We start from the raw sequence: 12,831 nt of genomic DNA, 5'->3' as shown, positions 1-12,831 counted from the left end.
GTTACAGGTGCGGGGCCGTTGGGTTTTTCCCGGCGGCCCCGCCCCTTCGCCGGACGGTTTTCGATCTTCGATCGCAAACCGTCCGGCTCCGATAGCGGCGTCAGCCTTCCCGATGCTCGCAAGCTCGCATCGGGCCTCTCGGCTGCCGCCTTGGATGCCACTCCCAGGCCGCCGGAAAAAACCCAACGGGAGTCCGTCGTAGACTCGCCTTAGGGGCGTGGCATCAAAACCCAACAGTTGTGCGGCCACCGTTCCGGCGCCGTCGTACATCCAAATTTTTAGGAGTGGAAATGGCTGATCCCGCACGGGCTGCCAAGTTGGCGCAGCGGATTAAGGTTGTCGTTGCCGAGGCGCTGGGCCGGAGGGTGAAGGATCCCCGTTTGGAGGGCGTCACCGTGACCGACTCGCGGGTGACCAACGACCTGCAGCACGCGACTGTTTACTACACCGTGTTCGGTGACGAAGTGGCCCAGGCCGATGCCGCCAAGGGGCTTGAGAAGGCCAAGGGCGTGCTGCGGCAGGAAGTCGGCCGGAACATCACCGTGCGGCTGACTCCGACGCTCGAGTTCGTCGCCGACCAGATCCCCGTCACCGCCTCGAACCTTGAGGAACTGCTCCGCGCGGCCAAGAAGCGCGACGCCGAGGTGGCCGCGCTGGCCGAAAGCGCCAAGCACGCCGGGGACGCTGATCCTTACAAGAGTGACACCCCGCAGGACGTGGAGCTCGACGAAGACGACTTCGACGAAGAGGACCTGGACCTCATCGACAACGACGCGATCGATGAGGACCGCAACAAGTAGTGCCTTCAACAGCAGGGGCCGGAACCGGTAACGGATCCGGCCCCTGCTGTTTCCGTATCCGGGGACCTTCGACCCTTGGCCCGTTGAGGGGCGGGGGAGTCCCATGGAACCATGACTGCAGGTATGCGCAAAGGCGCCGGAGTGCCGTGGAATCCAGCCTGACCAAATGCCCGCGCTGTGGGAAAACCAACCGAATTCCTGCGGCCGCTGCCGGGCATCCGCGCTGCGGCAATTGCGGTCATGACCTGCCCTGGATCGTGTCGGCGTCAGACGCCGACTTCCCGGTTGTCGCGGAGCAGTCTTCGGTTCCGGTTCTCGTCGATTTCTGGGCGGCGTGGTGCGGGCCGTGCCGGATGGTCAGCCCGGTGCTGGACAAGCTGGCGCAGGAGCGGGCCGGTAAGTTCAAGCTCGTGAAGGTCGACGTCGACACCTCACCGGGTTTGTCCCGGCGGTTCGATATCCAGGCCATCCCAACGTTGCTTGTCATCAAAAAAGGGGCGGTGGCGGCCCGCCAGGCCGGCGCGCCGCCGGCCGCGGCCCTCCGCAACTGGCTCGACGCCGCACTGGCGGAATAGCCCGACGAAATGCCCTAGCGGCGCCTGGAGCGTCCGCGGGCTCCCAGCCCACCGCCCAGCACGGGGGACCCCATGCCAAGGAGGTAGCCGAAGTCATACCAGTTCCCAGCGCGGGCGGAGTTATAGAACGGGAACTCACTCCAGAAGCCAAAGACATGGGCGATCAGCACAATCCATGCCGTCAGCCCATTCCAGAATCCCCACAGCAGGTCTTGCCACCACACGATGTACTCCCTTGGCCGGAATCCACGGCGCCCGCACGGGCCAGGACAACCCGAAGCCAGAAAAGCGGGGCAGCCTGGAAGCGCCGTGTGCTCAGGCTAGGGCGCCAGCTTCTCCGGCGGTAGGGCCGGTGGACCCGTCGGGGCCCGCTGCCGGCTCGCGTGCGGGGATACGCCGGAGGCCCTCCACCAGATCGGCCCGGGTTCCGCAGAGCGCAATCCGGATCCAGCCCTCGCCGATCGAGCCGAACGCCGTGCCGGGGGCGAAGGCCACGCCGGAGTCGGCCAGGAAACGGCGCGTCCATGCCCGGACATCCCCACCGCTGGCATGCGAGACGTCCGCCCACAGGTAGAACGCGCCTTGCGCCGCGAGGTAGGGGATGCCGTGGGAGCGCAACACGGCCGAGGCCGCGTCCCGGTTGGCCCGGTAATGGGCGTGGGCGTGGCTGACGTAGTCCTGCGGACCGGTCAACGCCGCCAGCGCGGCGTACTGCGACGGCGAGGCCACGCAGGACACGATCGACTCCATGACGTTATTCATCTTCTGCTCAAGGCCCGGCGGGCAGATCAGCGCGCCGATTCGCAGTCCCGTCAGCCCGTAGGTCTTGGAGAGCGTGAGCGAAGTAAAGACGCGCGCTTCACCCGGAACGTCGCTGTCGAAGCGGGCCGGGCTGACGTGCGGGACATCGTAGGTGAAAGCCTCGTAGCATTCGTCGGAGATGACCCACAGATCGTGCCGCCTGGCCAGTTCCACGAGGCGGCGCGTCAGGTCCTCGCCGAGGACGGCGCCGAGCGGGTTGGACGGAGAATTCAGGATCAACGCCTTGGTCCGGGGCGTGATGAGCGCCTCGATGTCCTCGATCCGCGGCTGGAAATCATGCTCCGGGTACAGCGGGTAGCGGACGGGAACGGCGTGCAGCAGGCTGCTCGTCATCGCGAAGGTGGGGTAGCCGGGGTTGGGGATGAGGATCTCGTCGCCGGGGGAGAGTAGCAGGCTCATGGCGAAGTGCAGGCCCTGCTGGGCGCCGTCGACCACATAGACGCGCTCAGCACCGACCGGCGTCGCGTTGTGTTCGCGGAAGCGGGCGGCGAAGGCCTCCCGCAGTGCCGGGATCCCCGCGTTCGGTGTGTAGTTGGTCTCGTCCCGGTCCAGGCACGCCATCCCGGCCTCGAGGACGTGGCGGGGGACTGCGAACCCCGGCTCCCCGATACTGAGCACGATCGCACCGGGCGTTCCCCAGGCGGCTTCGGTGATCTCGCGGATCTGGTTGATCGGGACGTCGCGGACATGTGCGGCAAGCTCGGGCATGTGTGCCATCCTAATGCCCGGCGTCCACGGTGAGGCTGGTCGGTGGGCGTTGGGGCACGGCTGGCCCGCATATACTGGGAGGCGTGCTTTCTGGACTGGTGATAGTAGACAAGCCGCAAGGTTGGACCAGCCACGATGTGGTTGGATGGATGCGGCGGATCGCCGGTACCCGAAAGGTCGGCCACGCCGGGACACTGGATCCGATGGCCACCGGCGTTCTGGTGGTGGGCATCAACAAGGCCACCCGGCTGCTGACCTACATCGTAGGCACCTCCAAGACCTACACGGCCACCATCAGGCTCGGTGAATCTACCGTGACGGACGACGCCGAAGGCGAGGTCACTGCCACCCGCGACGCCGCCGGGGTCACCGAAGAGGCCGTCCGCGCCGGCGTCGCCGCACTGACCGGGGAGATCGAACAGGTTCCCAGCAGCGTCAGCGCCATCAAGGTCAACGGCGAACGCGCCTACGCCCGGGTCCGGTCCGGTGAAGAGGTCAAGCTCGCAGCCCGGCCCGTGACGATCCACCGCTTTGAGGTCCATCAGGTCCGCCGCGTGCGCGATGCTGAGGCAGACAGGGACGCCCTGGACGTGGATGTCACGGTCGAGTGCTCTTCCGGCACTTACATCCGTGCCCTGGCACGCGACCTGGGTGACGCTCTCGGCGTCGGCGGCCACCTGACGGCACTGCGCAGGACGCAAGTGGGCCCCTACACCCTTGACCAGGCGCACACCCTTGAACAATTGGCCGAGAAGCTGGACGTCCTGGAGATCTCCGACGCGGCCCGGGCGCTGATGCCGAACCGTGAACTCACCGAGGCGGAGACCACCGAGATTTCCTTCGGCCGCAGGGTCGCCGCGGGAGCCTCTGCCGGCACGCCGGAGGCAGCGACCGCGGACAAGCCGGCAGCGGCGTTCGCGCCGGACGGTACGCTCGTGGCGCTCTTGGCCGACGCGGGAAGCTACGCCAAGCCCGTGCTGGTGTTCGCGCCCGATAACGAAAAGCGCGGCAACGACAAGGCCAATGAAAAGCAGGGCACCGAAGAGGGCGGCAACGAGCAGCGGGCCGGGCAGTAGTGGACGCGTATTTCTACATCATCCTTGTGGTGGGCCTGCTCTCCAGCATCATCTGCGCCGCCGCGGGCATCCTGAAGAAGGCGCCCAACGACACGACGATACTGTCGGTGGCCGCCGTCGAACTTGCCCTCCTGGTCTATCTGGTGGGGTCGGTTGTCCGGGTGGCCAGCGGGGAGCAGATCGCCGGGGAGCTGTGGGAGTTCTGGGGCTATCTGGCCACGGCCTTACTGCTCCCGATCGGCGCCGTGTACTGGGCCATCCTGGAGCGGACCCGCTGGAGCAACTTTGTCCTGGCCGCCGTCGGCGTCACCGCCCTGGTGATGGCGGCCCGCATGAACCAGATCTGGTATTGAGATGGAAGAGGCAGAAAACGTGAACGCAAAATCCTCGCAGGATGGCACGAGCAACCCGGCGGGGTCAGCCTCCGGCATCACTGGGGCAGCGGACGCCGGGCCGGCAGCTGCCGGTTCCACGGAAACTGGGGCGGCGGAAACTGCGCCGCCGGCGACCGACACCCGCAACACCGGGCCCGGACGGCTGCTGATTGCTGTCTATGCCGTGTTCGCGATTTCGGCGACCGCCCGGGCCGGCTACCAGATTCTCACCAAGTTTTCCGAGGCGCCGCTGGCGTACCTGCTGTCCGCCTTCGCCGCAGCCGTCTATGTCGTGGCCACCGTGTCCCTCGCGAAGCCGGGCCGCACCGCGTTCAAGGTTTCCGTGGCGGCAGTCCTGGTGGAGCTTGTGGGCGTCCTCGTGGTGGGGGCACTGAGCGTGTTCGACTCGGTGAACTTCCCGCACGAGACGGTGTGGTCGTTGTTCGGCCGCGGCTACGGATTCATCCCGCTCCTGCTGCCTATTCTGGGACTCATCTGGCTGTATCGCCGGCGCCCCGCGCCCCGGCACCACTAGGGCGGGCTGCCCGTCCGGGGCTTGCCCCGGAAACTCGGCTGGGTGCAGTCTGTTGGTTGGATCCAGCTCGTTACACCCGGCTGGTTACACGCTGCTGGTGATGGGCCGGGTCTCCGTGAGCCTGCTGCGCAGCCCGGGCCAGGCGGCGGCGAAGCCCGGGTGCAGTTCCTTGCCAACGACGGCGTCAATTCCCACCCACTGCAGTTCGAGACTTTCCGGATCACTGATGGCGGCCTCGAAGGGCCTCAGTGCTTCGACAACCACCGTGGTGTAAGACCAGTAGCCGACGTCGAACACCGACGTGAACAGGACACGGACATTCTCCGGAGGCACGGCCGCTTCTTCCTGTGCTTCCCGCAACGCCCCGTCGATGGCCGCTTCCCCATGGTGCAGGGCGCCTCCGGGGAGCCCCCACGTGCCGCCCTGATGGCTCCACAAGGCGCGGTGTTGGAGCAGGATTCCCTTTCCGGCGTCGTGGACGAGGAGCCCGGCGGAACCGAAACGTCCCCAGAACCGTCCCCGGTCGCCGTCGACCCAGGCGTCACCAGGGTCCCGTGGACCTAACGGGCGGCGCGGATCGCCCGACACCGGTCGTGCGAATGGCGATTCCCCGGCTCGGGGCGCGGCTGTGCTGTCCATCCCTACAGCTTGCCACGCGGCGGTGTGTAGGAGGGCGGGCAGCGTACGCAGTGTTACGGGCGGTGGGTGTGTCAGCCGTGCCGGGGTCAAGTTGGGCCGAACCGGGCCCATTATTTCTGTCGTACCCCTCTGGCAGAGTCTAGTTATGGAAGCCATTGGAGAGTTCGTCCCGGATCTGACCCGTTGGGCCGGTCCGGCGATGGACTCTTGGCTGCCCCGTCTGGCTGCCGTTTCCGGTGGGGCTGGTGCAGCAACCGGCGCTGTGAACGGCATTGGGAACGGTGTAATGACAGGCGCAGCGGACGGTACCGCGCGCACGGCCGTTGGCTCGGCAGTGGACTCGGCGCTGGCCATGCTGCGCTCGTTGGGCCCGACGGCCCATGCTGAAGCGGACCGGTTCGGCCTGCTGGAGGCCGCGGACTTCGCCGCCCAGGTCGAGGACATTTCCCGGGCGGCGGAATACCTGCAGCTCATTGCCGCCGCCGCGGTGGACCGGACGCGCAAGCAGTCAGCCGGGGCCGGGCCGGCCGCCGCGGCGCCCGCGGGCTGGCTCACCGGCTGGACACAGGAATCCGACACCGGATCTGACCCCGGGGCGGGCCCCAGCTGTGCTCCGGCCGGGCCGGTGGCCATGGCCGCCGCCGCCGACGACGGCTACCGGAACGCCACCGAGTTCCTGCGGGCGCGGCTGCGGATCAGCGCCGCCGAAGCCCGGCGCCGCCTCACGCTCGGCGCCGAACTGCTACCCCGCACCGGCACCGCCGGCCACACCGAGCCCCCGGTACGGGCGGAGCTCGCCGCCGCCGTCGCTTCCGGCACCGTGGCCTCCCACACCGCCACCATCATCATCCTCGCCCTGGACCGGGTCCGGCACACCTCCCACCCCGAGGCCGCGGCCACGATGGAACATGCCCTGACCATGACGGCCATCGAGAACGACGCCGACTTCCTGGCCCGGATAGCGCGGCGATGGACCGAGGCCCTGGACCAGGACGGCGCCGAACCGTCTGAGGAACTTCTCCGCCGGATCCAGGGCGCGTTCATCCGCAAACCCCGGCACGGCCTGCACCACGTGGAAATCTTCGCCACCACCGACCAGTTCGAACACCTCGTCACGGTGATGAACACCGCGACAAACCCCCGCACCGGCCCGGGCGCGGTCCCAGGACCGGGACAGGGGGCAGACGCCGGCGCAGGAGCAGACACCGGCGCTGGCCCGCACTCGGTGGCGGAATTCTCTTCTATTGGATCGGCCGGCGGTGGAATGGATGGCCGGGTTGGTCTGGACGCGGTAGACGAGATCCGTGACGGTAACGGACTGGCCGTCGGCGCTTCCAGTTCGTCGGCCGCCGCCGTGAGCGGCGTCGTGGGCGGCGACGTGTTCGCCGAAACCGGTGCAGCTGACCGGCTCGACCTGCGCTCCCGGCCGCAGCGGCTGCTCGACGGCCTGGTCGGCGGCTGCAAAGCGGCCCTCGCCACGGGAGGGCTGCCCGCCGCGGGCGGACTGCGGCCCCAGGTCATGGCCACTATCGTCTACCGGGACCTCCTCCAGCGGCTTGGCGGCGTAGGCGCCCCGAACGGCGCGGGCCCGCACCACGAGGGCACCGGATCGCTGACGTTCACTGGCCCGATTACCGCGTCCACGGTGCGCAAGATCGCGTGCGACGCCGACATCATTCCGGTGGTCCTGGGCGGGGAAGGCCGGATCCTGGACATCGGACGCGCCTCCCGGGTCTTCCCGCCCCATGTCCGCAAGGCCCTCACGGCCCGGGACCAAGGCTGCGCCTTCCCGCAATGCACCATCCCCGCACCCTGGTGCGAGGCCCACCACATCACCTACTGGTCCAAGGGCGGCAGCACCGGCACGGACAACGGAACCCTGCTGTGCACGCACCATCACCACCTGATCCACAAAGAACAGTGGACCATCCAGATGCGGGCCGGCATCCCCTGGTTCATCCCACCGCCGCATGTGGATCCCGGGCGGGTGCCCCGCCGCAACAGCTACTTCCGTCCCAACTAGCTCGGGTCGCGGCCAGTTCCTGCAGCGAACCGGCTTCTGCATCTTCAGAACCTACCGGCCCGGGTGGGGGCGGTCCAGAGCGGAGGCGAGTGCGCATGGCATGCTAATCCTCGTGTCCTCCACCAACTCGCGTCCAACTACGTGCCCGCCTCCATCTCCTTCTCGTGTCCTCTTCTACGGGGTGACGGGCAGTGGCAAATCCTCGGCGGCAGGGGCCTACGCCGAGGCGACAGGCCTGCCCGAATTCTCGGTGGATGACGACATCGGTTGGCACCCCGGGTGGGAGCAGCGAGACGCAGAGGAGCAACGCGCCCTCGGCGCGGCCATCGTGGCCCAGGACCGCTGGGTGCTTGACAGCGCGTACGGCGGTTGGCGGGACCTAGTCTTGGCCCGGGCGGAGTTGGTGGTTGCGCTTGACTATCCCCGCTGGCTGTCCCTGTGCCGCCTGATCCGCCGGACGGTACGGCGGATTGTGACCAGCCAGGTTGTCTGCAACGGAAACCGGGAGACTATGGCCCGGCTGTTCTCCAAGGACTCGGTGGTCCGCTGGCACTTTCAATCCTTCGCCCGGAAGCGGCGCATCATTCGGGACATGGAAGCAGAACCGAACTCGCCGCGCGTTGTCGTCTTCCGGCGGCCCAAGGACTTGGAAACATGGATGGCGGGGGTCGCCACCGGTGTCAGCCGGGCCAAAAGCCTCTGAACGACGCGCACCGCCGCACGCCCCGGCGGGCCTATGGTGGAGGCATGGACCAGCGCCGTCTGATGCTGTGGGCAGTGAAGACGTTCCACACCATTGCCTGGCTCGTCATCGAAGCCTGCATGGCCTACGTCCTGTACACCGGCGTCAGGGGCCGCACCGACCGGAAGGCAGGCATGGCCGCCGTCGTGGTCGCTGGCGAAACGCTGATCTTTGCCGCCAATGGCTTCCGCTGCCCGTTGACCACCGTCGCACAGGACCTCGGCGACGGCAGCGGCTCGGTCACGGACATCTACCTCCCGCGGTGGTTCGCAAGAATGCTGCCCGGAATCCACGTCCCGCTCATCCTCGCCGCCGTCCTGCTGCACTGGCGGAACTGGCGGAATCACTCAGTCCGCGACAGCCAGCGGAGGCTACTGCTCGGGAGATAGCGCGCTGTTCCATTGTCCGTTGCCAACGCAGGGGCGAATCGCCTACTTCTTCCCGAACAGACCGCCAAGGATATCGCCTAGGCCGCCGAAGCCGCCTTGTCCGTCTTGTTCCCCCGGACCTCCGGCGGCGCCGCCTTGGCCACCGACCATTCCACCGAGGATCCCGCCTATTGCGCCGCCGAGGTCCATTCCGCCGCCCTGACCGGAATCGCCCGGAGCGCCGGCTTCGGTCTGGGAGCCAGCCCCCGCCTGGTTTCCGCCGAGAAGTTTCTTAGCCAGATAGGACATAACGATCGGCGCAAGGATGGGCAGCAGTTTCCGGACCAGGTCACTTCCGGCGCCGCCCAGTTGTCCAGTCCCGGCGAGTTGGCTGGCCACTTGGTCCTGCTGGCCGCCAAAGACGTGATTGACGATCTTCTCGCCGTCGGCCGTGTCCACCTGACCGACGTCGACGCCTCCGTCGATCAGTCCATCCTGGTGCTGGCCCAGGGCCGACTCGAGTGACGCAGCACCGTCCGGGGCCTGCGCATTACTATTCATACCGGCGAGGAGCGTGGGCACGGCGGCTTCCACCGCGGCGCGGGCTGTGGGTTCGTCGGTGCCTAGCATGCCGGCAATCTGGTCCATCGGGATCTGGCCGATGATGTCTTGGAGCTCAGTCATGTCGTACTCCTTCAGCCGCGCGCGGCGGCGGGCATCGCGGGAAACGACGTCTGCATGGACGCCGCCGAACTAGTGCCTTTGAATCGTAGTCCTGCGGATCAGGCCGTGGAAGGCCTGCCCCGGGACCTAAGCGAACCGTCCGGGAGCAGCCCGGAATGCGGGTAATCTTAGAGAGTTCCGGAGCCGGCACGGTCGCTCCGGAGGAGTTCATGGCAGGCAGCAAAAGGCGAGGTTGATGGTCCACATCTGGAACGATCTGTCCGAAGTCCCGGCGGACTTTGGTCCTTCGGTTGTCACGTTCGGCAATTTCGACGGCGTGCACCGCGGCCACCAGCAGGTGCTGTCGCAACTGATCCGCACCGCCCGATTGAACCACGCCCGCGCCGTCGCGATCACCTTCGATCCGCACCCCGCGCAAGTGCACCGTCCCGAGTCGGCCCCCGAGCTGATCATGGGGCTGGAGGACAAGCTCGTGGCCCTGGGCGAGCTCGGCCTCGATGCCGTACTGGTGATGAAGTACTCGATGGAGCTCGCCAGCCTGACCCCTGAAGAATTTGTCGCCACGGTCCTGGTGGACGGCCTGAAGGCGAGCCACGTGGTGATCGGCCACGACGCCCGGTTCGGCCGCGGCAATTCAGGGGACCTCTCCACCATGCAGGACCTGGGGCGGAAGCTCGGTTTTGAGGTGCTGGTCATCAGCGAATTCGGCTCTGAAGGCTTCCCCATCCACGACGACGACGGGACGGACCGCCGCTGCTCGTCCACCTGGGTCCGCGAGGCCCTGCGCGCCGGCGACGTTGCCACTGCGGCTGCGGTGCTCGGCAGGCCGCACCGGATGCGCGGCGAGGTGGTGCACGGTGCCGCACGCGGCCGCGACCTCGGCTTCCCCACGGCCAACCTCGGCTCGACGGCCAGCGGATACATCCCCGCGGACGGGATCTATGCCGGCTGGCTTGTGGACCAGGAGGGCACCCGCTGGCCCGCCGCCATCTCCGTAGGCTCCAACCCCACGTTCGACGGCGTCAGCCGTCAGGTCGAGGCCCACGTGATCGACCGTCCGGAAGAGTCACCCGACGACTTCGATCTGTACGACCAGACAGTTGTGGTGGAATTTGTCTCAAGGCTCCGCGGCATGGTGGCGTACCGTGGGGCGGAGGCTTTGGTGGACCAGATGCGACTCGACGTCGTCCAGACCCATGACATCCTGTTCGCCCGCTGAAAACCGGGCCGGATCGACGTCGGCCCCCCGCGCTGACGGCGTTCTGACTCACTGGACCCGTGAGCTGATTCGCAGCCACGTGGCAAGGAAGGCAAGAGAGACGTGACCATCGAGAAGAACACGAGGGAACTGGACCAGGACATTGTCCGGGACTTCAGCGCGCGCATGAGCTATGCGTCCTATCTGCAGTTGCCCACCCTGCTCAGCGCCCAGCAGCCGGTCAGCACTCCGGAACACCACGACGAGATGCTGTTCATCATCCAGCACCAGACCACGGAGTTGTGGCTGAAGCTGGTACTGCATGAGCTTCGCAGCGCCGCCGCCTGGCTGCGTTCGGACGACCTTGGCTCCGCCCTAAAGGCGATCGCCCGCGTCAAGCACATCCAGAAGACGCTCACCGAGCAATGGTCCGTGCTGGCCACCCTGACGCCCACCGAGTATTCCCAGTTCCGCGGCTTCCTCGGCAACTCGTCCGGATTCCAGTCCAGCCAGTACCGTGCGGTCGAGTTCCTGCTCGGCAACAAGAACGCCAAGATGCTCCCGGTGTTCGAATCGGACCCCGAGGCCCACGAGATGCTGCGCGAATTGCTCGAGGCCCCCAGCATCTATGACGATTTCCTCGCCTACCTCAAGCGCCAGGGCTTTGACGTCCCGGCCTCCGTGCTGGAACGCGACGTCACCAAGGCCCACGCGTTCTGCCCCGAGCTGGTCCCGGTGTTCAAGTACATCTACGAGAACGCCGCCGACAACTGGGGCGCGTACGAGGCCTGCGAGGAACTCGTGGACCTCGAGGACAATTTCCAGCTGTGGCGCTTCCGCCACCTGCGCACCGTCCAGCGCACCATCGGCATGAAAGCCGGCACTGGCGGATCCAGCGGTGCCGCGTTCCTGCAGAAAGCCCTCGAGCTCACCTTCTTCCCTGAGCTGTTCGCCGTGCGGACGGAGATCGGCCAGTGAGCATCCCCGCCAGCACTGCATCAACGGACACACTGTGGCAGCGCGCCCTGGGTCTCGACGCCGCCGATCCGCTGGCCGGCTACCGCGACCACTTCGTCGGCACGGACACGGATCTGTCCTACCTTGACGGCAACTCCCTGGGCCGGCCCCTCAAGCGGACCGTCACCGACATCGGCAGCTTCATCCAGGACAGCTGGGGCGGCCGCCTGATCCGGGGCTGGGACGAGGAATGGCTCGAACTGCCCCAGGCCATCGGCGACCAACTCGGCCGCTCAGTGCTCGGTGCGGCGCCCGGACAGACCATCATTGCCGATTCCACCACCGTGGTGCTTTACAAGCTCATCCGCGCCGCCCTGGCAGCTGTGACGGATCCGGCGCGGACGGAAATCGTCCTGGACACGGACAATTTCCCCACCGACCGCTACCTGGTGGAGGGAATCGCCCGCGAAGAAGGCCTGACGCTGCGCTGGATCGACGCCGATCCCGCCTCCGGTGTCACCGTCGAGCAGGTGCGGGCCGCAACGGGCCCGGCCACCGCCGTCGTGGTCCTGAGCCAGATCGCCTACCGCTCGGGCTTCCTCGCGGACCTGCCGACCATCACCGCGGCAGTCCACGACGCCGGCGCCCTGGTGGTGTGGGACCTGTGCCACTCGGCCGGGTCTGTGGAGATCGCATTGGACGACGCCGGCGCCGACTTCGCGGCCGGCTGCACGTACAAGTACCTGAACGGGGGACCGGGCTCGCCCGCGTTCGCCTACGTCAACGCCCGGCACCTGGCCGGACTGCAGCAGCCGATCTGGGGCTGGATGGGACGCAAGGACGCGTTCGAAATGGGACCCGGCTACGAGGCCGCGCCCGGCATCCGGGGATTCCTCAGCGGCACCCCGGCCATTTTCGGGATGCTCGCCATGCGCGGCACCCTGGACCTGATCGAGGAAGCGGGGATGGCCGCCCTCCGGCAGAAGTCACAGCTGCTCACGGCCTATGCCCTCGAACTCTTCGACGCCTGGCTGGCACCTGCCGGTGTGCAGCTGTCCACCCCGCGTGACCCGGCACTGCGCGGCAGCCACGTGACGGTGGACCACCCCGCCTTCCGTGAAATGACGGCAGCCTTGTGGGATCAGGATGTGATTCCCGATTTCCGTGCCCCGCAGGGCATCAGGATCGGGCTGTCGCCGCTGAGCACCTCATTCGCGGAGGTCTACCGGGGCGTCACGGCCATCCGCGAGCTGCTTTCGGGCCGGTAAAGCGGAACCCCGCAACCGCCGCAGGCAGCCGGCGCGGCGGCGGGCGCGGCTGGCGGTTTCGA

General features: G+C 67.4%; 15 protein-coding genes. 11 read left to right on the top strand and 4 right to left on the bottom strand.

Going from position 1 to position 12,831, the window contains the following annotated elements; all coding sequences use genetic code 11:
- Positions 1–290: 290 nt before the first annotated feature.
- Positions 291–800 carry a 30S ribosome-binding factor RbfA gene (rbfA, locus tag BLS42_RS03265; RefSeq protein WP_090576383.1) on the top strand — a complete coding sequence of 170 codons (510 nt, stop codon included), beginning with the start codon at positions 291–293 and terminating at the stop codon, positions 798–800.
- A 146-nt stretch (positions 801–946) separates the two neighbouring features.
- A complete protein-coding gene (trxA, locus tag BLS42_RS03260) occupies positions 947–1,375 on the top strand; it encodes a thioredoxin (RefSeq protein WP_090576381.1) in 429 nt (142 codons plus the stop codon).
- Positions 1,376–1,389: 14 nt separating this feature from the next.
- Here the strand turns inward: trxA and BLS42_RS03255 are convergent, their stop codons facing one another.
- Both BLS42_RS03255 and BLS42_RS03250 read right to left on the bottom strand, forming a co-directional pair.
- Complete coding sequence (locus tag BLS42_RS03255; protein WP_028278246.1) at positions 1,390–1,599, bottom strand: hypothetical protein; 210 nt, start codon at positions 1,597–1,599, stop codon at positions 1,390–1,392.
- A 91-nt stretch (positions 1,600–1,690) separates the two neighbouring features.
- A complete protein-coding gene (locus BLS42_RS03250) occupies positions 1,691–2,905 on the bottom strand; it encodes a pyridoxal phosphate-dependent aminotransferase (protein ID WP_090576378.1) in 1,215 nt (404 codons plus the stop codon).
- A gap of 83 nt (positions 2,906–2,988) precedes the next feature.
- Between BLS42_RS03250 and truB the strand changes: the two genes are divergently transcribed.
- Genes truB through BLS42_RS03235 form a run of 3 tightly spaced genes read left to right on the top strand, consistent with a single transcriptional unit; the run spans position 2,989 to position 4,890 of the window.
- Positions 2,989–3,981: a tRNA pseudouridine(55) synthase TruB gene (truB, locus tag BLS42_RS03245; protein ID WP_218122066.1), complete on the top strand. Its 993-nt coding sequence runs from the start codon at positions 2,989–2,991 to the stop codon at positions 3,979–3,981.
- Positions 3,981–4,334 (top strand): hypothetical protein, encoded by a 354-nt coding sequence (locus BLS42_RS03240; RefSeq protein WP_090576374.1) that lies wholly within the window; start codon positions 3,981–3,983, stop codon positions 4,332–4,334. Before truB ends, BLS42_RS03240 begins: the two co-directional genes overlap by 1 nt.
- A 1-nt stretch (position 4,335) precedes the next feature.
- On the top strand, positions 4,336–4,890 hold the full coding sequence (locus BLS42_RS03235; RefSeq protein WP_090576371.1) for a hypothetical protein: 555 nt from the start codon (positions 4,336–4,338) through the stop codon (positions 4,888–4,890).
- Positions 4,891–4,974: 84 nt separating this feature from the next.
- Here the strand turns inward: BLS42_RS03235 and BLS42_RS03230 are convergent, their stop codons facing one another.
- Positions 4,975–5,529, bottom strand: coding sequence for an NUDIX domain-containing protein (locus BLS42_RS03230; protein WP_090576368.1), 555 nt, complete (start codon positions 5,527–5,529; stop codon positions 4,975–4,977).
- Between the two features lie 286 nt (positions 5,530–5,815).
- Between BLS42_RS03230 and BLS42_RS03225 the strand changes: the two genes are divergently transcribed.
- The 3 genes from BLS42_RS03225 (at position 5,816) to BLS42_RS03215 (ending at position 8,683) form a co-directional block, all read left to right on the top strand.
- Entirely contained in the window at positions 5,816–7,552 is a 1,737-nt protein-coding gene (locus BLS42_RS03225; RefSeq protein WP_256336216.1) for an HNH endonuclease signature motif containing protein, read from the top strand.
- 181 nt (positions 7,553–7,733) lie between these two features.
- A complete protein-coding gene (locus BLS42_RS03220) occupies positions 7,734–8,255 on the top strand; it encodes a P-loop NTPase family protein (protein ID WP_256336215.1) in 522 nt (173 codons plus the stop codon).
- Between the two features lie 44 nt (positions 8,256–8,299).
- Positions 8,300–8,683 carry a hypothetical protein gene (locus tag BLS42_RS03215; RefSeq protein ID WP_090576366.1) on the top strand — a complete coding sequence of 128 codons (384 nt, stop codon included), beginning with the start codon at positions 8,300–8,302 and terminating at the stop codon, positions 8,681–8,683.
- A 42-nt stretch (positions 8,684–8,725) separates the two neighbouring features.
- Here the strand turns inward: BLS42_RS03215 and BLS42_RS03210 are convergent, their stop codons facing one another.
- Positions 8,726–9,346, bottom strand: a complete 621-nt coding sequence (locus BLS42_RS03210; protein WP_090576363.1) for a DUF937 domain-containing protein — start codon at positions 9,344–9,346, stop codon at positions 8,726–8,728.
- A 235-nt stretch (positions 9,347–9,581) separates the two neighbouring features.
- Here BLS42_RS03210 and BLS42_RS03205 point away from each other — a divergent pair, with 235 nt between their 5' ends.
- From BLS42_RS03205 to kynU, 3 genes are all read left to right on the top strand, one after another.
- Entirely contained in the window at positions 9,582–10,565 is a 984-nt protein-coding gene (locus tag BLS42_RS03205) for a bifunctional riboflavin kinase/FAD synthetase (RefSeq protein WP_090576361.1), read from the top strand.
- A 102-nt stretch (positions 10,566–10,667) separates the two neighbouring features.
- Positions 10,668–11,522, top strand: a complete 855-nt coding sequence (gene kynA / locus BLS42_RS03200; protein ID WP_090576358.1) for a tryptophan 2,3-dioxygenase — start codon at positions 10,668–10,670, stop codon at positions 11,520–11,522.
- The gene (kynU, locus tag BLS42_RS03195) at positions 11,519–12,769 is read left to right on the top strand and encodes a kynureninase (protein ID WP_090576355.1); all 1,251 of its coding nucleotides are present in this window, start codon (positions 11,519–11,521) and stop codon (positions 12,767–12,769) included. Before kynA ends, kynU begins: the two co-directional genes overlap by 4 nt.
- The last annotated feature ends 62 nt before the right edge of the window (positions 12,770–12,831 follow it).

The sequence above is a fragment of the Arthrobacter sp. ov407 genome, from assembly GCF_900102895.1.
Classification (GTDB): domain Bacteria; phylum Actinomycetota; class Actinomycetes; order Actinomycetales; family Micrococcaceae; genus Arthrobacter.
This window is presented reverse-complemented; position numbering and strand designations above follow the sequence as displayed.

Bases quoted from the DNA above. Each gene is read 5' to 3' on its own strand.
- rbfA (WP_090576383.1), top strand. From the start codon at position 291: ATGGCTGATCCCGCACGGGCTGCCAAGTTGGCGCAGCGGATTAAGGTT.
- BLS42_RS03250 (WP_090576378.1), bottom strand. From the start codon at position 2,905: ATGCCCGAGCTTGCCGCACATGTCCGCGACGTCCCGATCAACCAGATC.
- BLS42_RS03235 (WP_090576371.1), top strand. From the start codon at position 4,336: ATGGAAGAGGCAGAAAACGTGAACGCAAAATCCTCGCAGGATGGCACG.
- BLS42_RS03230 (WP_090576368.1), bottom strand. From the start codon at position 5,529: ATGGACAGCACAGCCGCGCCCCGAGCCGGGGAATCGCCATTCGCACGA.
- BLS42_RS03225 (WP_256336216.1), top strand. From the start codon at position 5,816: ATGACAGGCGCAGCGGACGGTACCGCGCGCACGGCCGTTGGCTCGGCA.
- BLS42_RS03215 (WP_090576366.1), top strand. From the start codon at position 8,300: ATGGACCAGCGCCGTCTGATGCTGTGGGCAGTGAAGACGTTCCACACC.
- BLS42_RS03210 (WP_090576363.1), bottom strand. From the start codon at position 9,346: ATGACTGAGCTCCAAGACATCATCGGCCAGATCCCGATGGACCAGATT.
- BLS42_RS03205 (WP_090576361.1), top strand. From the start codon at position 9,582: ATGGTCCACATCTGGAACGATCTGTCCGAAGTCCCGGCGGACTTTGGT.